Raw genomic sequence first — 21,618 nt, forward strand, 5'->3', positions numbered from 1 at the left:
CCGCCTACTCGAAGCTGTGCTCGGGGCCGGGATAGCTGCCCTCGTGCACCTCCGCGGCGAACTGTCGCGCCGCAGCGCGCACCGTCTCGCCAAGCGAGGCGTAGCGCTTGAGAAACTTGGGATTGAACGCCTCGTTGAGACCCAGCATGTCGTGCAGCACGAGCACCTGGCCATCGCACCCGCCCCCGGCGCCGATGCCGACGGTGGGCACGGTGAGGCTCCCGGAGATCCGCGCGGCCACCGTGGCCGGCACCAGCTCCAGCACGACACCGAACGCGCCCGCCGTCTCCAGCGCCCGGGCGTCCTCCAGCATGCGCGCCGCGTGCTCCGGATCGCGGCCCTGCACGCGATAGCCTCCGAGCGCGTGGACGGATTGCGGAAGGAGGCCGAGGTGGCCCAGCACCGGGACGCCCCGCTCGACCAGCGCCCGCACCGTCGGAACCATCGGCGCGCCGCCTTCCAGCTTGACCGCCTGCGCGCCGCTGGCCTGCAGCACGCGGCCGGCGTTCCGGATCGCGTCCTCGATCGAGACCTGATAGCTCAGAAACGGCAGATCCACGACGACGAGCGACCCCGGGCTTCCGCGCCGCACCGCGTCCGCGTGGTAGATCAGTTGCTCGAGCGTGGCACCCAGCGTCGAATCGTGTCCGGCCACGACCTGCTGCACCGAGTCGCCCACCAGCAGCACGTCGACTTCAGGCCCGATGAGCCGCGCAAAGGCCGCGTCGTAGCAGGTGAGCATGGCGATCCTGCGGCGGTCGGCCTTCATCGCCACGAGGTCGAGCACGGTCCGGGGGCGGCGATCAGGGCTCATGCGACCTCAGCTCCGAGAGTTCCCGCCGCCAGAAGTCGCGGTCGGCCAGTCCGGGGTGTGGCACGGTGAGCGCCCCATCGGCGATATGGCGCTCGCCGAAGCATACGATATCGAGGTCCAGCGTGCGGGGAGCCCAGCGCTCCCCGCGCACCCGCCCGCGCTCCCGCTCGATGCGCTGGCATTCCGCGAGCAGCTCGTGGGGCGCGAGTGCCGTCTCGAGCAGCACCATCTGGTTCAGGTACGCGGGCTGCGCCATCCCGCCGAGCGGCGCCGTCTCTTCGGCGCGTGACGCAGCGACGAGCGTGGTGTCCGTGAGCCGCCCGAGCGCCGCACGCGCCGCGGCGAGGTGAGCGGCGCGGTCGCCGAGGTTGCTGCCGAGCGCCACGTAGACTCGCTCGCGCGGCGCGGCCATGCTACGCGCCCACGCTACGCGCCCACGGCGAAGTGGCGCGAGATGCCTTGCAGGTGCGCGGCCACCGACTCGAGCTCGCCAATGGCGCGCTCCAGGTCCACCTGGCCGCGCTCGGCTTCGCTCGCCTGCGCGGCCAGCGCGTCGCTCCGCTCGCGCGCGCGCGACGATTCCGCCGCCACCCGCTCGATGCGCGCGCGCAGCTCGTCGCAGGCGCTCTGCTGCCGCTCCGCCCCCGTGGCGATCTGCTCCGCGCGTGCGCCGGCTTCGCCGGTAGCCTGGAGGATGGCCTCGAGCGCGGCGGCGGCGGCGCTGCCCAGCTCCTCGACGTCGGCCACCGCGCCCTGCCCTTCGGCCATCTGCGCGGAGACGGTCCCCACCTGCGACGCCATCGCCGCAAGCAGCGCCGCGCTCTCCCGGGTCGCATCCAGGGTCTGCGCGGCGAGCTGCCGCACCTCGTCGGCGACCACGGCAAAGCCGCGGCCGTCGCGCCCCGCGCGCGCCGCCTCGATGGCCGCATTGAGCGCGATCAGGTTGGTGAGGTCCGCGATCTCGCGGATGCTGCCGAGAAATCCGGTGACCCGCTGGGCGACGTCACCCAGCGCGCCGACCTGCGCCGAGCTCGCGCCGACGAACCGCTTGAGCTCGACGAGGCGCGCCACGGCGGTCGCGATCACGGCGCGGTTCTCACCGGCCACCGCGGTCGCGCGGCGGCTCGCCTCGGCGGAGCGCCGGCCCTCGTCCGCCATCCCGTGCGAGAGCGCGGCGAGCGCGGTCGTGGCCTCGAGGCCGCTCGCGGCGAAGGCGCTCTGCTCGGCGATCCCGTCCCGCATGGCAAGGGACGCCGCGGCGAGCGCGGCCGCCGTGGTCCGGAGCGACTCGGTGACCCGGGCGAGCTCCGCGATCTGGTTACCGATCTGGTCGACGGTGCTCACCAGCGGGCGGCGGAGCTCCGCGATATGGATCGCGGTGGCGACATGGCCGGCGAGCGTGCCCATCGTGAGCAGGTCGCGCTCGCCGTAGGTCCGCTGCTTGTGGTGCTCCACCTCGAGGGTCCCCAGCGTTTCGTCGCCGAACCGGATCGGATAGACGATCAGGCTCCGCACGCTCGGCACGTTCCCGATGACGCGCTGGTCTCGCTGGGTGTCGCGCACCAGCACGGGATCGCCGCCGGCCAGCACCTTACGCCGGAGCTGCTCCAGCGCGGGCGGCGGCTCCCCGCGCGCGGGCCGGCCGAACTCGCCGCGGTGGGTGAGCGCGGGCCCACCCTCCTCCATGCGGTAGATCCGGAAATCGCCCCAGTCGAGCAGCCGGTGCGCCAGCCGCTCGATCTGGGCGAGCGTATCGGCCAGTCGCAGGTTGCCGAGCATCGTTCGCTCGAGCTGGTGGACCTTGTTGAGGTCCTCCGCCGAGATCGCCTCTTCGACGATGCGTCGCGTGAGCACGCCGAGTGCGAGCAGCACGAGCCCCGCCGCGAGCCACCCGGGCGGATCGAGCAAATGCAGCGCGGCGATCAGCACCACGACGGCGATGAGCGTGAGCAGGTAGGAGATGATTTCCCACCGCAGGATCAACAGTTGCTCCGCCGTCTCCAGCTTGTCCCGCACCAGCAGCGTGAAGTAGAAGAGCGCCCGGCTGGTGAAGAAATACATGCTGACGAACGCGCAGGCCGCGGGCAGGAAGTCGAGCGACAGATCGACCACCCCCGTCGCGCGGTACACCACGGCATAGAAGCCGAATGCCGCGATGAAGGCGAGCACTTCGCGCCCCGCGTTGACCCACCCCGCGCGCCACGGCTTCCGGAGAATGGCCACGTCCGCCATGAGCGTTCCGACGCCGAGCCCGAGGGTCGCCGGCCCGGCGCCCAGGGCGAGCCCGCCGACCAGGGCTGCAACGCCGGTCTGCGTCAGGTAGGAATACTTGCTCAGCCGGATCGGGCGGGCGCGCACCACGACGACGAGCGCGGCGATCGCGAGCACCGCGAGGGGCGCCTGGAGCCAGTGCGGATCGGTCGCGAGGACGAGTACGGCGATGACGGTGCCCCCCCAGGACAGCCAGGCGGCGTACCGGGTCACGAGGCGTGCGATGCCGATCCTCATGAAACCCGCTCCCGCGCATCGATCGCCTCGCGCAGCGAGTGGAGCAGCGCCGCTGCCGAGCGCACCCCGCCGCGGCCCAGCGCGTCGACCAGCGCGCTTCCCACCACGACGCCGTCGGCGAGGGCCGCCACGGTGCTCGCCTGCGCCGGCGTCGAGATCCCGAAGCCCACCGCGACCGGCAGCGTCGTGGCACTCCGCACGCGCGCGATGGAGGCGGGCAACTCGGCGGCGAGCGCGTCGCTCGCGCCCGTCACGCCGAGGCGGCCCACGAGGTACACGAACCCCGCCGCGCCCGCCACCGCGTCGGCGAGGCGCTCGGCGCGCGTGGTGGGCGCCACGAGGCGAATGAGGTCGAGCGGGCTTCGCCGCACCACGCCCTCGATGCCCGGATCGCTGCCCGCGGGAAGGTCGGTGAGGAGGAGGCCCGCGACGCCCAGCGCGTCGGCATCACGCAGGAGTCGCTCGACTCCGTAGCGCAGCACCGGGTTCACGTAGCTGAAGAGCACGACGGGCCGCTCGAGCCCCGCCTCGGCAATGAGGTCGAGCGTCTTCGGTAGCGTCATGCCCTGCGCGAGGGCCTCGAACGTCGATCGCTGGATGGTGGGCCCGTCGGCGAGCGGGTCGCTGAACGGCACACCCACCTCGATGACGTCGGCGCACTCGGCCGCCGCTCTGAGTGCGGCGACGCTCGCCGCAGGCGTGGGGTGGCCGGCGGTGAGATACGGGATGAGCGCCGTGCGGCCGTCGGCGCGCAACGCCGCCCACGCGGCATCGAGACGGGAGTCAGACAAAGTAGTCGCCGACGGTAATGCCGTAGCGGGCGGGCGTCGTGACCTTGACGATCGAGCGCACATAGGCGCCCCCCGCGGTCCGCTCGGCCAGGTTGACCGGCTGGCCCGGCGGCGGTACCGCCGCGCCGTCCGCCGAAACGGCGATCCGCGCGAGCGGCCGGTTGAGCGCGGTGCCCTCGGGGTTGGACGCGGCGACAAGCGCCACCTCGAACGTGTCGAGGATTACGCACGTGCCCACCGGGTAGATGCCGATGAGATTGATCAGCGCCTTCACCAGCACCGTGTCGTAGCCGCGACGCGGGTTCTCCCACATTTCGCGGAGCACCTGGTCGGGCTCGATGGGGACGGTCTGATAGCTGCGCCGCGTGGTGGCCGCATCGAAGCCGTCCGCCACCGCCACGATGCGCGAGAAGAGGCTCAGCTCTCGGTTCCGAATGGCGCGGGGATAGCCCGAGAGATCGCTCTTCATGTGGTGCTCGTACGCCACCAGGATCGATCGGTACGGAATCTCCTCGTAGCCGCGCAGGCCGAAGAGCGTGAGCGCGCCGAGCCAGGGGTGCGCCTGCATCACGTGCCATTCGCGGTCGTCGAGACCGCTGGTCTTGTTGAGGATGTCGATCGGAACCCGCGCCTTGCCGACGTCGTGCAGCAGCGCCGTCATGCCAAGATCGTAGAGCTGCAGCCGGGAAAAGCCGAGCTTCTTGCCCAGCGCGATGGCGAAGATGCACACGTTCACCGAGTGGGTGAAGGTGTACTCGTCGTAGTCGCGGATGGTGGTGAGACCCATGAGCGAGGTCTCGTTGTTGAGCACCTGGTCCACGATCATCTGGACCGCGCGCTTGACCCGCTTCACGCTGGTGGTGCGGCCCAGCCGGACGCCGGTGATCACGTCCTTGGTGACCGCCACGCCCTGCGAGTAGGTGCGGCGCGCCACCTGCCGCGACTCCTCCGACTCCTGCAGGCCCTCCTGGTGCGGCAGCGCGCGGTCAAGCGTGAGGTTGGTCACGCCGCCCGCCGCGAGGCGCTGTTGCAGCTCGGCGAGCTGGTCCTCGCTCGCCACCCGGCCGCCCAGGCTGAGCAGCAGGCTCAGGAAGACCTGCCACTCGCGGCGCTCGATGTCGCGGCCGACCCGGAGCGCGCCGATCTCGAACGCGCGGAAAAGCGCGAGCAGGTGGCTGAACGACGCGTAGTTATCGAGCTCGAGGCGGAGCCGGGTGGCGTTGACGAAGATGAAATCGCCGGCGAGCCGTACCTCGAGCTCACCCTCGGAGGCGATCAGCGCTTCCGCCGAGGCCTGGAGATCGTACAGCGCCTTCTGTACGGTGGCGTTCTCGACCGGGTAGAGCTTGAGGCTGCGTAGCGCCGCATAGAGCTCGAGGAGCAGGCCGCGCCCCGCCTGGCGCAGCCGCGCCTCGGTCGAGGCGTCCGGGGCGCGGGCGGTGCCGCCGTCCGGTTGGGTCACGCCGCCGGCTCGCGCAGCGCGCGGTTCACCGCGTTGCGCACCACGAGGTCCTTGTCGTCCGCGGCGCGGAGCAGGATGTCGCGGGCCTCGGGGCCGCGCATGCGGCCGAGCGCGATGGCGGCGCAGGCGCGGGTTTCCGCCGGCTCCTTGCGCTTGAGCAGCCCGCGCGGCAGCAGAAGCCCCGCGAGCGCGGGCAGCGCCGGCGGCCCGGCAATCGCGCCGTAGGCCTCGAAGAACGCCATCTTTTCGGTCAGGTCCATGTCCTTGACGCCCCGCCCGAGCACGACGGTCTCGACCCGGCGGAGCGCGCCCTTGTAGCCGCGCGCGGCGATGGTCCGGACCGCGGCGAGGCGGACGCCGCGATCGGCATCCTCGACGGCGCGATCGATGTGGATGAGCGCGCCCGGGCTCGCGATCTCGGCCAGCGCCTGCACCGCCGCGAGGCGCACCGCGGGGTCGGCGTGCCCGACCGTCTCGCCGAGGCCCGGCACGGCCTGCTGCACGCGGAGTCGCCCGCAGAGCGCGATCGTGGCGGGGAGCGTTTCGTCGCCGCCCTCGCGCAGCAGACGCAGCACCTCAGTCGGGTGCTGCGTGGCGAGGCGGTCGATGGCCTGCTCCAGGAGCGCGCGCACCGGCGCCGCGCCGAGCTTCGGCACCGCGCCCAAGAGCGTGGCGACCGCCTCGGGGCGCAGCTCACGCAGCACCTCGACCACGTCGTCATCGCCTGCCGCGGGCGCCGCCTCGTCGAGCGCCTGGACGAGTTGCGCCACGATCGCCGGCTGACTCAACTGGGTCTCGAAGTTGTGCAGCCGCTGTCGGTGCTCCGCCGAAAGTTCGGCCGCGCGAGATGCCGCGAGCCGCGTCTCGCGCATCACCGTCGCGACCGTTCGGAACTCGCCCTTGTTGAGCAGGTTGGGGAACAGCATGTCGAGCACGTCCAGTATTTCAGACCGAGCCGCGGCATTGGATTGCAGCTCGAACAGATCGAAGAGGCTGGTGAGCGCCTGCAGCCGGACGTCGCGCGCGTACTCCCGCTCCACCTCGCGGGAGATGTAGTTGATCTCCGCCTCATCCAGGAAGTAGAGCGTCGAGTCGAAATCGTCGATGTCCACCATGCCCTTGGGGCGCGGGGGCGCCTCTTCCCGCACCTGCTCCCGCCGCACCTCCGGCGGCGGCGGCTCGGCGGCGCCCGCGCTTTCCATCGACGCCGCGAGCGCATCGCCCTCGCCGAGGAAGTCGATGAACTGCCCGTGGATGTACTGGAACTCCTGCTCCCACAGCAGCGTCATCAGGTCGTCGCCGGCGTCGGGCGAGAGAAAGCGCACGCGGTTCATCGTCTCCAGGAAGCGTGGCAATTCCTCCGCCTCGGCGCCGCGGCGGATGGTGAGCACGCGCATGCCGTCCTTGTACAGGAGCCAGGCGAGGCATTCGGACTTGCTCAACTGCTCGTAGACGACCTCCTCCTCCCAGCGGAAGTCGGTCTCGCCCACCGCGAGCACCAGCTCATCCACCGCGGCCCACACCGGCTCGAGCGCGGCCTGAACGTTCTGCACCGCGCGCTGATGGATTGGATTGTTCGGGAGATACATCTGGAAGGCGCGCAATGCCTTCACCAGCGTCTGCAGGAGCTCCGCGACCTGGCTCGGCACCAGGAGCGCGGGCGATGGGACGCCCGCCGTCACCGGGGCCCTCCGAGCAGCGCGGCCGCGTGCGCCACGTCCTTGTCGCCCCGGCCGCTCAGGCAGACGAGCACCGGCTCGTCGGCGCCCCAGCGGCCCCGCTCGCGCATGACCCACGCGAATGCGTGCGCGGTCTCGAGCGCGGGGATGATGCCCTCGAGCCGCGCCACGAGCTGAAACGCGTCGAGCGCCTCGCGGTCGCTGGCGGATTCGTAGCGCACGCGGCCGCTGTCGCGCAACCAACTGTGCTCGGGGCCCACGCCGGGGTAGTCGAGTCCCGCGGACACCGAATGCGCCGGCAGCACCTGGCCGTCCGCGTCCTGGAGGAGATAGCTCAGGCTGCCATGGAGCACGCCCGGGCTCCCGGCACTCAGCGTGGCACTGTGGTGCCCGCTCGCTATTCCCTCTCCGGCCGCCTCGACGCCGACCAGCTCGACCGCGCGGTCGTCGAGGAACGCCGAAAAGATCCCCATCGCGTTGGAGCCCCCGCCGACGCAGGCCACGATCGTCCGCGGCAGCCGGTTCGCGCGCTCCAGGAGTTGCGCCCGCGCCTCGCGTCCGATCACCGCCTGAAAGTCGCGTACCATGCGCGGGTAGGGATCCGGCCCCACCACGGAGCCGATGATGTAGTGGGTCGTCGGCACGTTCGTGACCCAGTCGCGGAGCGCTTCGTTGGTCGCATCCTTGAGCGTGCGCGTCCCCGACTCGACGGGCACTACCGTCGCGCCGAGGAGCTGCATCCGGTAGACGTTGAGCCGCTGGCGCGCGACGTCCTCCGCGCCCATATACACCACGCACTCGAGGCCGAAGCGGGCGCACACCGTCGCGGTGGCAACCCCGTGCTGGCCCGCGCCGGTTTCGGCAATGATGCGCCGCTTCCCCATCCGCCGAGCGAGGAGCGCCTGGCCCACGGTGTTGTTGATCTTGTGCGCGCCGGTGTGATTCAGGTCCTCGCGCTTGAGCCACACCGGCGCACCCACCTCTGCGCTCAAGCGAGGCGCGGCCGAGAGCGGCGTCGGACGTCCCACGTACTCGCGCAGCAGCCCGTCGAGCTCGTCCCAGAACGCACGGTCCGTCCGCAGGCCGTCGTAGAGCGCGGCCAGCTCGTCGAGCGCCGCGACCAGCGTCTCGGGGACATACCGCCCTCCGTACGGCCCGAAGCGGCCGCCGACGGCGCGCTCAGGCGAAGGGGCGAGAGCCACGGGCTGCCTCCACGAAGCGGTCCATCTTAAGCGGGTCCTTGATGCCAGGTTGGATTTCAACCCCGGAACTTACATCCACGATATCGGGCGCCACGAGCCCCACCACCTCGCCCACGAGCTCGGCGGTGAGCCCGCCCGCCAGTACCATGCGGCACCCCGCGAGCGCGGCCCGCGCCGCACGGGCGACCGGCAAGCCGAGCTGTACGCCGCTGCCGCCGTCCGCGTGGGCCACTCGCGGCTCAACGAGCACGGCGTCCGCCTCGGCCGCCAGCCCGTCGAGCGCGGCGAGGTCGACCCACGCCGCAACCCGCGCCACGCGCCAGACGAGGAGCCCTTCGCGCCGGAGACGTGCCGCGTCCGCGACCGTGTGCACCCCATGGAGCTGTACTCCGCTCAGCGCCGCGGCATCCCGCAGTCGAAGAATCTCGTCGCCCGAGGCGGCGCCGACGACGCCGAGGACGGGCCGTCCATCCGCCGCCGCGACGATCGCGCGCGCCGCAGCCGGCGTTACGACGCGCGGTCCGCTTGCAAAGACGACGCCGAGATAGCTCGCGCCGCTCGCCGCTGCCGCCGCCGCATCCTGGGGCCGAGTGAGCCCGCAAATCTTCACTTCGACGCTCATGCCGCTCATCCCGGTGCGGCGAGGGTGCGTATCGGAGCGGATGCGCTCACCGCCCACGCCGTGCGATCGCCGTGCACTCAGCCGCGAGCGCCGCCGGGTCCGCTGCCGCCGAGAGCGCGGTCCCGATGAGCACCGCGTCCGCGCCGGCCGCCGCGGCGCGCGCGACGTCCGCGGCGGACGCCATGCCGCTCTCCGCCACGGCGACGAGCTCGGCGGGCACCGCCGCGATGAGCGCCCACGCGGCGGCGACATCGATCCGGAAGGTGTCGAGGTCGCGGCTGTTGATGCCGATGACGGTGGCGCCCGCCGCGAGCGCCCTCTCGAGCTCCGCGCGCGTGTGAACTTCGACCAGCGCGTCGAGACCGTGGTCGCCGGCACATCCGATCAGCGCGGCGAGCCGCGCCGCGGGCAGCGCGCGCACGATGAGCAGCACCGCCGCGGCGCCGCGCGCGCGGGCCTCGAGTACCTGCAACTCGTCGATGATGAAATCCTTCCGGAGCACCGGCACTGCCACTCGGCGCGCGACGGCCGCGAGATCGTCGATCGAGCCGCCGAAGAACGGCTCATCGGTGAGCACCGAGATGGCCGATGCGCCGGCCGCCGCATAGCGCTCGGCCCGCTCCGGCGGTTTGAGGTCCTGTCGGATCACGCCGGCCGAGGGCGATCGCCGCTTGACCTCGGCAACGAGCGCTACCCGCGAGCCGCCCCCGAGCGCAGCCCGGAGCGAAGGGGGCGCCGGCGCCCGTCGCGCCGCAGATTCCAGCTCGCCGCCGCGCGCGTGCAGCCCCGGCAAGCCGCGGCGCGTCGTGGCGAGGATCTCGTCGAGCGTGACCGGCATCTTGTCCTTCGGCTGGTGTTCGGGTACTCTTATTCGGGACCTATTCGGCCGCACCAGCACCCGGAGGCGCCGGCATGCCGCTCACCAAGCGTCAGAGCGAAATCCTCACGTACCTGCAAAGCCACATTCGCGCCGAGGGCTTCGCGCCGAGCTTCGAGGAAATCGCCGAGCAGTTCGGCTTTCAATCGCTCGCCACCGTTCATGAACACCTCACCAACCTCGAGCGGAAGGGCTACATCCGCCGCGCTTACAACGAGAGCCGAGCCATCGAGCTGCTCCCGCCCCGCGGCACCACCGTCGCCACCGAGATTCCGCTGCTCGGCAAGGTGGCCGCCGGCACGCCCATCGAGGCGCTGATGCAGCAGGAAACCCTCGCCGTGCCCGACGCCATGCTCCCCCGCCGCGGGCCCAACTTCGCGCTCAAGGTGGCCGGCAATTCGATGGTCGACGAGCACATCCTCGATGGCGACTTCGTCGTGGTGCACGGTAAGCAGTCCGCCGAAAATGGCGAGCTCGTGATCGCGCTCGTGAACGGCGCCGAGGCCACGGTTAAGAAGTTCTACCGCGAGGCCGGCGGTTGGATCCGGCTCCAGCCGGCCAATGCCACGATGCAGCCGCTCCGCTTCCATGAGCGCGACGTGCTGATCCAGGGCGTTGTGGTCGGCGTCATTCGGAAATACTGACGTCGGCCTCGGCGCGCACCGCGGGGGCAGCTTCGCGCAGCCGCTCGAGTGCCGCCGCCCCCCGCCCGTCATCCAGCGCCGCACCCGCACAGCGCACCGCCTCAAGGAACGAGAGCCCCCGCCCCGCCACATAGAGCGCCGCCGCCGCGTTGAGCTGGACGGCGGCGCGCGCCGGATCAATTCCGCCAGCACGGTGCATGGCGCTCCCTCCGCCGCCTCCGAGCAGGCGCTCGATGCGAATCGCATTCTCAGCCGGCACGCCGCCCGCCAAGGGCGTGAGATCATCGCAGGCGAGTCCGAACGCCGCGGGCTCGATCGTCCACTCGGCGACACGCCCGTCCCGCACCTCCCAGACCAGGGTCACACCGCAGGGACTGATTTCGTCCATGCCCACGAGGCCGTGCACCACGAGCGCATGCGCGGCGCCCAGACTGCGGAGGGCTTCGGCCACGAGCGGCGCTCGCGCCCGGTCCGACACGCCGACGACCTGACGCCGCACCCCGCCAGGATTTGCCAGTGGTCCGACGAGATTCATGATCGTGGGAACGCCCAACTCGCCGCGCGTAGGCGCCACGTGCCGCATTGCCGGGTGATAGCTCGGCGCGAACAGAAAGACGAGCCCCACCTCCCGCAGCACCTCCACCGCGCGCGGCGGAGGCAGCATGATTTCGACGCCGAGAGCTTCCAGTACGTCCGCTGAGCCGGAGCGCGAGGTGTAGCTCCGATTGCCATGCTTTGCCACGGGTACCCCGGTGCCGGCCACCACGAAGGCCGCCGCAGTCGACACGTTGATCGTTCCGATGCTGCCGCCGCCGGTACCGCAGGTATCGACCAGCTCGTCGGCGCGGTCGGTCGCGAACGGCACCATCGCGGTGCGCAGCGCACTGGCAGCGCCGGCAATCTCTTCGGCGCATTCGCCCTTGGCGCGAAGACCCATCAGCAGCGCGGCAACCTGCACCGGCGTCGCCTCGCCGCGCATCACGACGCCGAACGCCGCCGCCGTCTCGACGGCCGTGAGCGACGCGCCGGCGGCCAACTGCCGGAGCGCATGGGCCAACGCGGACTTGGCAGGAAATGAGGCCAGGGTCACGACGCGCGCGGGGTCGGGAGGATGAAGGTGGAATCCGACGGAAAATGGTACCCAGCACCAGCGCCTTTTGTCAATTGTGACAACGATTTGCGCGCCTTGCTCGGGGGCCGCTCGGCGGCTAGATTTCGCCCCGATGCTCCAGACCTTCCTCGCGGTGCTGCACTTCGACGGCGGCCGGTTCGTGGGGTGGCAGCGCCAGCCCTCCGGACGCTCGGTGCAGGCGGAAGTGGAGAAGGCCCTGGAGCAGCTCGCCGGCCAGCCGGTTGAAGCGCACGCATCCGGCCGCACCGATGCCGGTGTGCATTCGATCGGCCTCGGCGTCAGCACCACCCTTTCCTCTGGCTGGACTCCCGACGCGCTCCGGCGCGCGCTCAACGCGCTGCTCCCCTCTGATTGCTGGGTCGAATCGGTCGCGCGAATGCAGCCCGGCTTTCACGCCCGGAAGAGTGCCTCCTTCCGCCGCTACCGTTACGACATCGGAACCGACGACGCCAGCCGCTCGCCGTTTCGGCGCCGGTTCGAGTGGGCCCTCGCGCGGCCGCTCGATCTCGACCTGCTGCGCGCAGCCACCGAGCCCATCCGGGGCGAGCACCAATTCGAGGCCTTCGCGGCCAAGGGCGTTCCCAAGCGGCATTACCGCTGCCGCATCCACCTCGCCGAATGGGAACCCCGCGCCGGAGAGCGCGGCGTCCGGCTCCACATTGAGGCGGACCGCTTCCTCCACCACATGGTGCGCATGCTCGTCGGCACGATGGCCGACGTCGGGCGCGGGCGGCGGCCCCCGAACGATATGGCGGCGCTTCTCGAGCGGCACGACAATCTCGATACCAGCCCACCCGCACCTCCGGAGGGACTCTACTTCGCCGCGGCCACGTATCCGGCCGAGTGGTATGCGGAGCCCCAGGAACTCGGCGCCGAAGCGCGGCGCGTGGTCCGCTCCGCATGAGGCGCCGCGTCCTCGCGATCGCAATCGCCGCCGCGGCGGTGCTCGGCACCGCGGCGCGCAGCGCACCAGCGCGGCAAGCGATCGAACAGGCCCAGGCATCGGCCGCCGCGCCGCCCGCGAAGGCCGCGCTCCCGTCGCCTTCCGGGGCCGTCCCGGCGCAGGCCGCCGTCAGCTCGAGCCGGCGAACCGCGCTGGTCGAGGCGACCGAGAGGGTCGCACCGGCGGTCGTGTCCATCCATGGCTTTTCCCGCCAGCGCGTCGCGCCGCGCACCCCGTGGGACATGTTCTTCGTGCCCGAGGGCGCCGAACGCCTCGTGGAGGACTACGGCACCGGCTTCGTGATCCGTCCGAACGGCATCGTCCTCACCAACCAGCACGTGGTCGCCAATACCGATCGCATCGTCGTCACCCTCGCCGACGGCACCGACCTGCCGGCGCGAGTACTGGGCGAGGATCCGGTCACCGACATCGGTGTGCTCAAGGTGGACCGGAACAATCTTGCCACCGCGCCGCTGGGTCGGAGCACCGACCTCATGATCGGCGAATGGGTGGTGGCGCTCGGCAATCCGTTCGCCTATTTGCTGGGGAACGCGGAGCCGACCGTGACCGTCGGCGTCGTGAGCGCTACGGGTCGCAACATCCTGCCGTCGGGCGAGCAGCCGGGGCTCTACCTCGACATGATCCAGACCGACGCCGCGATCAATCCGGGGAACTCCGGCGGCCCGCTCACCAACGCGCTGGGCGAAGTCGTCGGGGTCAACTCGTCGATTTTTTCGAGCAGCGGCGGCTCCATCGGCCTCGGCTTCGCGATTCCGATCGAGCGCGCGCTGGCCGTGGCGGACGAGATCATTCGAACGGGCAAGGTGCGGCGCGCCTGGACCGGCCTTGACGTGGACGGGCCGAGCGGAATGACCAACTGGAAGAGCGTGGGCGGCGTCACCATCGCGTCGGTAGCGCCGGGCGGACCGGCCGCGAGAGCGGGCCTCCGGCCCGGCGACGTGCTGGTCGACGTCAACGGCCGTCGGCTGCGCAACTACCTCAACTGGGAAGCGGTGAAGCTCGACCTCGCTGTGGGCGACACCGTGGCACTCACGGTGCGAAAGGGGGGCGCGACATCGTCGCGCCGGCTCATCACCGACGACCTCCCGACCGTCACCGCCGAGAAGGTCACCGTTCTGCGTGGTCTTCAGCTCGTAACCGTGACGCCCGCGGTGCAAGCCGAGCGTCGCCTGCAGAGCGAGCATGGTGCGCTCATCTTCGGCATCTCGCCCGCCGCGAGTCGGGCCACCGGGCTCGACGAGGGCGACGTGATCGTCGCGGTGAACCGCACGCTCGTTTCGAGCGCGTCCCAAGCGTCGAGCCTGCTGGGCGCGCGTTCCGGCACGCCGGTGCGGGTCTACTTCGAGCGCGACGGGCAGATCAGTTTCACCGACCTGGTGTTCCGATGAGCGACGAGCGCTGGCGCTCCCCGCTCGGCACTCGCTACGCGTCGCCCGCGATGCAGACGCTCTGGGGTGAAGCGCGCCGGGTGGCTCTCTGGCGCCGGCTCTGGCTGGCGCTCGCGGAGAGCGAGCGCGCACTCGGGCTTCCCATCCCCGACGCTGCGCTCGCCGAGATGCGCGCGCACCTGGACGACGCCGACCTCGCCGCCGCCGCGCGCTACGAGCGCCGCTTCCGCCACGACGTGATGGCACATGTTCACGCATTCGGTGACCAGGCGCCGGCCGCGCGGCCGTATATCCACCTCGGTGCCACCAGCGCGTTCGTTACCGATAATGCGGACCTCCTCGTCATGCGCGAGGGGCTCCGGCTCCTGCTCGGGCGATTGCTCGCGGTGCTTGGCGCCCTGGAGGGATTCGCGCGCCGCTACGCCGCGCTGCCCTGCCTTGCCTACACCCACTTCCAGCCGGCGCAGCTCACGACCGTGGGGAAGCGCGCTACGCTCTGGATGCTGGACTTCGCGACGGATGTGGAAGAGGTGGCCCATCGAATCGAGACGATGCGCTTCCGCGGCTGCAAGGGCACGACGGGCACTCAGGCCTCCTTCCTCGAGCTGTTCCGCGGCGACGGTGCCAAGGTGCGCGAGCTGGACCGGTTGGTTACGTCGAAGCTCGGGTTCGCACACACGGTGCCGGTGACGGGGCAGACGTACGGCCGGAAGCAGGACAGCCTCGTGGTGGATGTGCTGAGCGGCGTCGCACAGTCGGCGGCCAAGATGGCCACCGATCTCCGGCTCCTGCAGCATGAGGGCGAAGTGCTGGAGCCGTTCGAGAGCGAGCAGGTCGGCTCCAGCGCCATGGCCTACAAACGGAATCCGATGCGCGCCGAGCGGATCTGCGGGCTCGCGCGGTTCGTCACCGCGCTCCAGGCGAACGCGGCGCAGACCGCGTCGACCCAGTGGCTCGAGCGCACGCTCGATGATAGCGCCAATCGGCGGCTCACGCTCCCGGAGGCCTTTCTTGCGGCCGACGCGATCCTCATCCTGGCGACGAATGTCGCGGCCGGGCTCGAGGTGCGGGAGCCGGTCATCGCCGCCCACGTCGCTGCCCAGATGCCGTTCATGGCGACAGAGCGCTGGCTCATGCTCGGCGTCGGCGCGGGCGGCGATCGCCAGGCACTCCACGAGGTGATCCGCCGGCACAGCCTTCCGGTGGCCGAGGCCATGGGCCGGGGCGAAGCGAACGACCTGCTCGCGCGCCTGGCTGCCGACCCCGCATTCCGCGCGGTGCCGCACGACGCGCTCCGCGCCGAGCTCGACCCCTCGCGCTACGTCGGCCGCGCGCCCGAGCAGGTGGCGGAGTTCCTGGACGAGCACTTGGCACCGCTCCTGGCGCGCGTCCGTGCGCTCGCCGCGGAGGCCGACACGGCGGAGCTGCGGGTATGACGATGCTCGCGCGGAGCGCGCTCCCCCTGCCCCTCCTCCGGCGCGGCAAGGTGCGCGAAGTGTACGAGGTGGACGCCGCCCATCTGCTGCTCGTGGCGAGCGACCGGGTCAGCGCCTTCGACGTCGTGATGGGGGAGACCATCCCGCACAAGGGTGCGGTGCTCACCCAGCTCAGTGCATTCTGGTTCGAGCGACTGGCCGGTGCGCGCACCGCGCCGGCGGTGCGGTCGCACTACGTGACGGCCGGGGCGGCCGAGATTGTGGCGCGCCTGCCGGCACTCGCCGGCCGCAAGTCCGAGCTGGACGGCCGCGCCATGCTGGTGCGCCGGACCACGCCGATCCCGTTCGAGTGCGTGGTGCGCGGGTATCTGTCGGGCTCCGCGTGGGTCGAGTACTCCCATGACGGCACCCTCGCGGGCGAGCCGCTGCCCGCGGGCCTCGTGCAAAGCGCGCGGCTTCCCGAGCCCATCTTCTCGCCTGCCACCAAGGCCAAGTCGGGCCACGATCAGAACGTGACCGCGTCCTTGGTCGCGAGCGCCGTCGGTGCCGAGCTGGCCCGCCGTCTTCGCGACGCCAGCTTTGCCGTATACATGGCCGGTCGCGATCATGCCGCCACGCACGGCATCATCATTGCCGATACCAAGTTCGAATTCGGCGTCGACGCCGGCGGCGAGCTCCTTCTGATCGACGAGGTGCTCACCCCGGACTCGTCGCGCTTCTGGCCCGCCGACGAGTACGAGCCCGGGCGGCCGCAGCGCAGTTTCGACAAGCAGCCGTTGCGCGACTACCTTGCCTCCCTGCGTGCGACCGGCCGCTGGAACGGCGAGGCGCCGGGCCCGCCGCTGCCGCCCGACGTCGTAGACGCCACGAGCCGGCGCTACCTCGAAGCCTTCCGCCGGCTCACCGGCCGGGAGCTCGAGCGCGGTGCGTGAGCGGCGCATGATCCGCATCGCGCCGGAGGGCCGATGGTTCATCGCCGCAGCATGGGCCATCCTGCTCGTGCTCGCGCTCCTCGGCTGGTGGCTCGCGGCGGTGGTGTGGCTGGTCGTCGCGATCTGGGTCGTGGTGTTCTTTCGCGATCCCGAGCGGCGCTGGGCGTCGCGCCCGGACCTGATCGTGGCGCCGGCGGACGGGCGGGTGGTGAGCGTCATTCGGGTCGAGGAGCCGGCCTTTCTCGCGGCGCCGGCGACGAGGATCTCGATCTTCATGAACGTGTTCGACTGCCATGTCAATCGATATCCCACGGATGGCACCGTGACGTATCGCCAGTACAACGCGGGCAAGTTCATGCATGCGGCGGCGGAGAAATCGAGCGCGGACAACGAGCAGTCCTCGATCGGGCTCGCGACGGCGCATGGCCGGCTGCTGGTCCGCCAGATCGCGGGTTGGGTCGCGCGACGCATCGTCACGGACGATCCTGTCGGAACCCCGGTGCACCAGGGGGAGCGCCTCGGGATGATCCGGTTCGGATCGCGGGTCGATGTCTTTTTCCCCGAGGCGGCCGCCACTCCGCTCGTGCAGGTGGGCGACCGCACGCTGGTCGGTGTGACGCCGGTCGCCCGGTGGAACTGATGCCTCGCCGCCCCGGCGGCATCGCGCGGCCCGACATGCGGCGGGTCGTCATCATCATGCCGAGCGCGTTCACGATCGGCAACCTGTTCTTCGGATTCTGGTCGATCATCTCGGCGTTCAACGGCAACTTCCGCTGGGCGGGCTGGTTCATCGTCTTCGCCGGTATCCTCGACATGCTCGACGGCCGGGTGGCGCGGCTCTCCAAAACCCACAGCCGTTTCGGCGCGGAGCTGGATTCGCTGGTCGACGTGATCTCGTTCGGCGTGGCGCCCGCGCTGCTCATGTATTTCCTCGACTTCGCCGCCGGCGGGCGGTTCGCCTGGCTGCTCTCCTTCATCTACGTCTCGGCGGTCGCGTTGCGCCTCGCGCGGTACAACGTGCTCGCGTCTACCAAGTCGGCGACGCCGGGCTGGTTCACCGGCATGCCCTCGCCGTCGGCGGGCATGACGCTCGCCGTGTACTACCCGTTCAGCCAGACGCCCTGGTACCGGGCGTCGCTCGCCTACCTCGACCTGCAGCACCAGGGCCTCGTCGTCCTCATTCTGCTGCTGTCGGTCCTGATGGTGAGCAACGTCAAATATCCGCGCTTCCCCCCAATCGGCATTCGCAGCGCGCGCGGCTGGTTCGGCATCGCGGTGCATGTCGGCATTCTGGTCGGCGGATTGCTTGCGCCCGACGCGTTTCTGTTCCCGCTCGGCCTTGCCTACATGCTCTTCGGCGTGGTGCGCGCGCTGATTCTGGGCCTCATGGAGCGCGGCGACCTCGAAGCGGAAGGCCCCGACGCCGAGCAGACCGCGGTCCCGCCGCCGGCGGGGCTCGAGCCGGTGCAGCGGCCGCGCGAGCGCCGGCGCATGTGGGGCGACCGGCGCGAGGAGCCGAACGAATGACCTACCGCGTGCACGTGCGCGTGATGCCGCGCGACGGATTGCTCGACCCGCAGGGCCTCGCCGTCGAGCATGCGCTCACGGCGCTGGGCTTTGCCGGCGCCGGCGCCGTCCGCGTGGGCCGGGCCATCGAGCTCGACGTCTCGGCAGGGTCGCGCGCGGAGGCCGAGGCTCGTGCCCGGCTCATGTGCGACCGCCTGCTGGCCAACCCGGTCACCGAGGATTACACCGTGGCTGTCGAGGGGGCCTGATGCAGCGGGTCGCCGTCGTTCGGTTTCCCGGCAGCAACTGCGATGACGATACGCTGCGCGGCGCCGAGGCCGGCGGGAGTTCCGCCTATTTCGTGTGGCACCGCGACGCCGACCTCGGCGGCGCCGACGTGGTGGTGCTCCCCGGCGGCTTCAGCTACGGCGACTACCTGCGCTCCGGTGCCATCGCCCGCTTCAGTCCGATCATGGCGGCCGTGCAGCGCCACGCGGCCGAAGGCGGCGCCGTGCTCGGCATCTGCAACGGGTTCCAGATCCTCTGCGAAGCCGGGCTGCTGCCGGGCGCGCTGGTGCGGAACGCCGGCCTCGCCTTCGTCTCGAGGCCTGTCGACCTCAGGGTGGAGCGCTGCGACACGCCGTGCACCTCGGCGTTCCGGACCGGCGAGGTGATCCGGCTTCCCGTCTCCCACGGCGACGGACGCTTCGTCGCGGATGCACCGACGCTCGATGCGCTCGAGGCCGAAGGGCGTGTCGTGCTGCGCTACGTGGCCTGCGTGCCGGGACGGCCGAATCCGAACGGCTCGGCCCGCGACATCGCGGGAATCTGCAATCCGGCGGCCAATGTGGTGGGCATCATGCCGCACCCCGACCGCGCGTGGGACGACGAGAGGATGGGCCAGTCGGACGGCCGCCGGTTCTTTACGTCGATAGCAGCATGGCGCCGGCCGTCCGCCCTGGAAGAGAGCGTGTCATGAGCGTTGACAAACCCAGTCGCAACGAGAACGAATACTTCGTCCGCCGCGAGGCGGAGCTGATCAAGGCGGCGCACGAGCACGAGATCGCCGAGCGTGAGGCGGCCGCGCGCCACTCCCACTTCATGAAGTGCCCGAAGGACGGCTACGATCTCACGACGCAGGAGTTCCATGGCGTGGACATCGAGACCTGCCCGCACTGCGGTGGCGTGTGGCTCGATGCGGAGGACGTGCACACCTATGCGCACCACCGCGAGCCGGACGTCGTGAGCCGCGTGTTCGCCGAGTTTCTCGCCAATCTGCACTTCACCCCGACGCGCGCGGCCGGCGCGCCGGTCAAGAGCAGCACCCGCCGCCGGTGAGCGGCTCAGCCCACGCATCCGCACCGCCGGCCGGGCTCGCGGCCGAACCGTTTCCCGGCGAGCGGCCGATCACGCCGGAGGTCGTGCGCGAGCACAACCTGACCGAGGCCGAGTTCGCGCGAATCATCGCGCTGCTGGGCCGCCAACCGACCCTCACCGAGCTCGGCATTTTCAGCGCCCTCTGGTCCGAGCACTGCTCCTACAAGCACTCCAAGCCCGTGCTCCGGACGTTCCCGACCACTGGCGCGCAGGTCATCCAGGGGCCGGGTGAAAACGCCGGCGTGCTGCGCCTGCCCGATGGCTGGGCGGTGGCCTTCAAGATCGAATCGCACAACCATCCGTCGGCCGTCGAGCCGTACCAGGGCGCGGCCACCGGCGTCGGCGGCATTCTCCGCGACGTGTTCACCATGGGCGCCCGCCCCGTCGCCGTGCTCAACAGCCTGCGCTTCGGGCCGCTCGACGTGCCGCGCAATCGCTATCTCTTCGCTGGCGTCGTGCGCGGCGTGGGCGATTATGGCAATTGCGTCGGCATCCCGACGCTCGGCGGGGAGGTCGCGTTTGCGCCGGGCTACACCGGCAACCCGCTGGTGAACGCGATGTGCGTGGGATTACTGCGGGAGGACGACCTGGTGCGGGCCCGCGCGCACGGGCCGGGCAACCTTCTCCTTACGATCGGGTCCCGCACCGGCCGCGACGGCATTCACGGCGCCAGCTTCGCCTCCGAGGAGCTGTCCGCCGCGAGCGAAGCGCGCCGCCCGCAGGTGCAGGTCGGCGACCCGTTCACCGAGAAGCTCCTGCTCGAGGCCACCCTCGAGTTGATCCGAGCCGATCTCGTCGTCGCCATCCAGGACATGGGTGCGGCCGGGCTCACCAGCTCGTCGGCCGAGATGGCGGCGCGCGGCGGCGTCGGGGTCGAGCTGGATACGAGCCGCGTGCCCACGCGCGAGCCGGGCATGACGCCGTACGAGATCCTGCTCTCCGAATCACAGGAGCGGATGCTTGCGGTGGCCACGCCGGACAAGGTGCCCGCGATCATCGCCATCTGCGCCAAGTGGGAGCTGGAGGCCACCATCATCGGCCGGGTGACGGACGACGGGATCTACCGCGTGCGACACGAGGGCCGGGTCGTCGCCGCGATTCCGGGGCAGCCGCTGGTGGACGACGCGCCGCTCTATTACCCGCAGGCGCGTGAGAGTGAAGCTGCGCGCGCGCGCCGCAGCTCCGCGCCGCAGACTTCGCCGATTACCGATCTGCATGGCGCCCTGCCCCGTTTGCTCGACGACCCGACCATCGCGAGCAAGCGCTGGGTCTTCGAGCAGTACGACTCGACCGTTCAGGCCGCCACGGTGCTCGGGCCCGGCGGCGACGCCGGCGTCCTCAATGTTCCCGGTACCGACTTCGGGCTCGCCGTCGCGGTGGACGGCAACAGCCGGCTCGTGGCGCTCGATCCGTACGAGGGGGGCAAGGCGGCGGTCGCCGAGGCCGCCCGCAATGTTGCCTGTACCGGTGCGCGGCCGCTCGGCATTACCGACTGCCTCAACTTCGGCAACCCTGAAAAGCCCGAAGTGTTCTTCCAGTTTCGTGAGGCATCGCGCGGGATCGCGGATGCGTGCCGCGCGTTCGGTACCCCGGTCACCGGCGGCAACGTGTCGTTCTACAACGAGAGCCCCACTGGCGCCGTGGACCCGACGCCGGTCATCGGCATGGTGGGGTTGCTCGACCGGATCGCCGAGCGCGTGCCCAGCCATTTTCGTCGCGCCGGCGACACGATCGTGCTGCTCGGTACCACCCACGGCGTGCTCGGCGGCTCCGCCTACTGGGCGAGCGTGTACGGCTTCGTGGGCGGCCGGCCGGCGGCGGTGGATCTCGAGGCCGAGCGCCGCCTGCAGGGGCTGCTCGCGGGCGCCGCCGCTCGGTCGCTGCTGCGCTCGGCCCATGACTGTTCCGATGGTGGCCTCGCGGTGGCCCTCGCAGAGGCGGCGATGGGCGGCCCGTACGCGGACGTGTGTTTGGGGGGAACCGTCGATCTCACCGGCTACGCCCCGGATGCCACCGAGGAGGGGCTGCTCTATGGCGAGGATGGCGCCCGCGTCATCGTCACGACAGCTCCGGAACGCGCCGAGGCGCTCCTGGCCCTGGCGGCCCGCCACGGCGTCCCCGCGCGCGCCGTCGGAGCCGTGGGCGAACCCGGGGCCCCGCTGGAACTTCGGGTGGGCGGCCATTTGTTTTCATGGGTCTCTTCCGAGCTACGAAGGATCTACTTTGATGCGATTCCCCGGCGCATGGCTCACGCCGACGTGGATCGCGCGGCGGGGAGCTGACC

Annotated in this window: 21 protein-coding genes; 11 read left to right on the forward strand and 10 right to left on the reverse strand. The window is 71.1% G+C overall.

Annotated elements, in window-relative coordinates:
• Positions 1-4 precede the first annotated feature (4 nt).
• Genes panB through trpC form a run of 9 tightly spaced genes read right to left on the reverse strand, consistent with a single transcriptional unit; the run spans position 5 to position 9,916 of the window.
• The gene (gene panB / locus VFW66_04645) at positions 5-814 is read right to left on the reverse strand and encodes a 3-methyl-2-oxobutanoate hydroxymethyltransferase (protein HEX5385969.1); all 810 of its coding nucleotides are present in this window, start codon (positions 812-814) and stop codon (positions 5-7) included.
• On the reverse strand, positions 804-1,226 hold the full coding sequence (gene folK, locus VFW66_04650) for a 2-amino-4-hydroxy-6-hydroxymethyldihydropteridine diphosphokinase (GenBank protein ID HEX5385970.1): 423 nt from the start codon (positions 1,224-1,226) through the stop codon (positions 804-806). The genes panB and folK overlap by 11 nt, the downstream gene beginning before the upstream one ends.
• Positions 1,227-1,240: 14 nt before the next feature.
• Positions 1,241-3,322 (reverse strand): methyl-accepting chemotaxis protein, encoded by a 2,082-nt coding sequence (locus VFW66_04655; protein ID HEX5385971.1) that lies wholly within the window; start codon positions 3,320-3,322, stop codon positions 1,241-1,243.
• Complete coding sequence (trpA, locus tag VFW66_04660) at positions 3,319-4,113, reverse strand: tryptophan synthase subunit alpha (protein HEX5385972.1); 795 nt, start codon at positions 4,111-4,113, stop codon at positions 3,319-3,321. The genes VFW66_04655 and trpA overlap by 4 nt, the downstream gene beginning before the upstream one ends.
• Positions 4,106-5,575 (reverse strand): HD domain-containing phosphohydrolase, encoded by a 1,470-nt coding sequence (locus VFW66_04665; GenBank protein HEX5385973.1) that lies wholly within the window; start codon positions 5,573-5,575, stop codon positions 4,106-4,108. Before VFW66_04665 ends, trpA begins: the two co-directional genes overlap by 8 nt.
• A complete protein-coding gene (locus VFW66_04670; GenBank protein ID HEX5385974.1) occupies positions 5,572-7,257 on the reverse strand; it encodes a HEAT repeat domain-containing protein in 1,686 nt (561 codons plus the stop codon). The genes VFW66_04665 and VFW66_04670 overlap by 4 nt, the downstream gene beginning before the upstream one ends.
• A complete protein-coding gene (gene trpB, locus VFW66_04675) occupies positions 7,254-8,456 on the reverse strand; it encodes a tryptophan synthase subunit beta (GenBank protein HEX5385975.1) in 1,203 nt (400 codons plus the stop codon). Before trpB ends, VFW66_04670 begins: the two co-directional genes overlap by 4 nt.
• Positions 8,434-9,078 (reverse strand): hypothetical protein, encoded by a 645-nt coding sequence (locus VFW66_04680; protein HEX5385976.1) that lies wholly within the window; start codon positions 9,076-9,078, stop codon positions 8,434-8,436. The genes trpB and VFW66_04680 overlap by 23 nt, the downstream gene beginning before the upstream one ends.
• Before the next feature lie 46 nt (positions 9,079-9,124).
• The gene (trpC, locus tag VFW66_04685; GenBank protein ID HEX5385977.1) at positions 9,125-9,916 is read right to left on the reverse strand and encodes an indole-3-glycerol phosphate synthase TrpC; all 792 of its coding nucleotides are present in this window, start codon (positions 9,914-9,916) and stop codon (positions 9,125-9,127) included.
• A 74-nt stretch (positions 9,917-9,990) separates the two neighbouring features.
• On the opposite strand from trpC, the gene lexA reads away from it, so the two are divergent.
• Positions 9,991-10,599: a transcriptional repressor LexA gene (gene lexA, locus VFW66_04690; GenBank protein ID HEX5385978.1), complete on the forward strand. Its 609-nt coding sequence runs from the start codon at positions 9,991-9,993 to the stop codon at positions 10,597-10,599.
• Here the strand turns inward: lexA and trpD are convergent.
• A complete protein-coding gene (trpD, locus tag VFW66_04695) occupies positions 10,583-11,689 on the reverse strand; it encodes an anthranilate phosphoribosyltransferase (protein HEX5385979.1) in 1,107 nt (368 codons plus the stop codon). The genes lexA and trpD overlap by 17 nt on opposite strands.
• A 133-nt stretch (positions 11,690-11,822) precedes the next feature.
• Between trpD and truA the strand changes: the two genes are divergently transcribed.
• The 10 genes from truA to purL are packed head-to-tail and all read left to right on the forward strand — an operon-like array spanning position 11,823 to position 21,616.
• Positions 11,823-12,635 (forward strand): tRNA pseudouridine(38-40) synthase TruA, encoded by an 813-nt coding sequence (gene truA / locus VFW66_04700; GenBank protein HEX5385980.1) that lies wholly within the window; start codon positions 11,823-11,825, stop codon positions 12,633-12,635.
• Positions 12,632-14,083, forward strand: coding sequence for a trypsin-like peptidase domain-containing protein (locus VFW66_04705; GenBank protein HEX5385981.1), 1,452 nt, complete (start codon positions 12,632-12,634; stop codon positions 14,081-14,083). Before truA ends, VFW66_04705 begins: the two co-directional genes overlap by 4 nt.
• Complete coding sequence (gene purB / locus VFW66_04710) at positions 14,080-15,519, forward strand: adenylosuccinate lyase (protein HEX5385982.1); 1,440 nt, start codon at positions 14,080-14,082, stop codon at positions 15,517-15,519. Before VFW66_04705 ends, purB begins: the two co-directional genes overlap by 4 nt.
• Positions 15,516-16,451: a phosphoribosylaminoimidazolesuccinocarboxamide synthase gene (locus VFW66_04715; protein HEX5385983.1), complete on the forward strand. Its 936-nt coding sequence runs from the start codon at positions 15,516-15,518 to the stop codon at positions 16,449-16,451. Before purB ends, VFW66_04715 begins: the two co-directional genes overlap by 4 nt.
• A 7-nt stretch (positions 16,452-16,458) precedes the next feature.
• On the forward strand, positions 16,459-17,091 hold the full coding sequence (locus VFW66_04720) for a phosphatidylserine decarboxylase family protein (GenBank protein ID HEX5385984.1): 633 nt from the start codon (positions 16,459-16,461) through the stop codon (positions 17,089-17,091).
• Positions 17,091-17,978 (forward strand): CDP-diacylglycerol--serine O-phosphatidyltransferase, encoded by an 888-nt coding sequence (gene pssA, locus VFW66_04725; GenBank protein ID HEX5385985.1) that lies wholly within the window; start codon positions 17,091-17,093, stop codon positions 17,976-17,978. The genes VFW66_04720 and pssA overlap by 1 nt, the downstream gene beginning before the upstream one ends.
• Positions 17,975-18,226: a phosphoribosylformylglycinamidine synthase subunit PurS gene (gene purS / locus VFW66_04730; protein HEX5385986.1), complete on the forward strand. Its 252-nt coding sequence runs from the start codon at positions 17,975-17,977 to the stop codon at positions 18,224-18,226. The genes pssA and purS overlap by 4 nt, the downstream gene beginning before the upstream one ends.
• Positions 18,226-18,936, forward strand: a complete 711-nt coding sequence (gene purQ / locus VFW66_04735; protein HEX5385987.1) for a phosphoribosylformylglycinamidine synthase subunit PurQ — start codon at positions 18,226-18,228, stop codon at positions 18,934-18,936. The genes purS and purQ overlap by 1 nt, the downstream gene beginning before the upstream one ends.
• Positions 18,933-19,295 (forward strand): zf-TFIIB domain-containing protein, encoded by a 363-nt coding sequence (locus tag VFW66_04740; GenBank protein HEX5385988.1) that lies wholly within the window; start codon positions 18,933-18,935, stop codon positions 19,293-19,295. Before purQ ends, VFW66_04740 begins: the two co-directional genes overlap by 4 nt.
• Complete coding sequence (gene purL / locus VFW66_04745) at positions 19,292-21,616, forward strand: phosphoribosylformylglycinamidine synthase subunit PurL (GenBank protein ID HEX5385989.1); 2,325 nt, start codon at positions 19,292-19,294, stop codon at positions 21,614-21,616. The genes VFW66_04740 and purL overlap by 4 nt, the downstream gene beginning before the upstream one ends.
• Positions 21,617-21,618: the final 2 nt, after the last annotated feature.

The sequence above is a fragment of the Gemmatimonadales bacterium genome (assembly GCA_036279355.1).
In the GTDB taxonomy this organism is placed as follows: domain Bacteria; phylum Gemmatimonadota; class Gemmatimonadetes; order Gemmatimonadales; family GWC2-71-9; genus DASQPE01.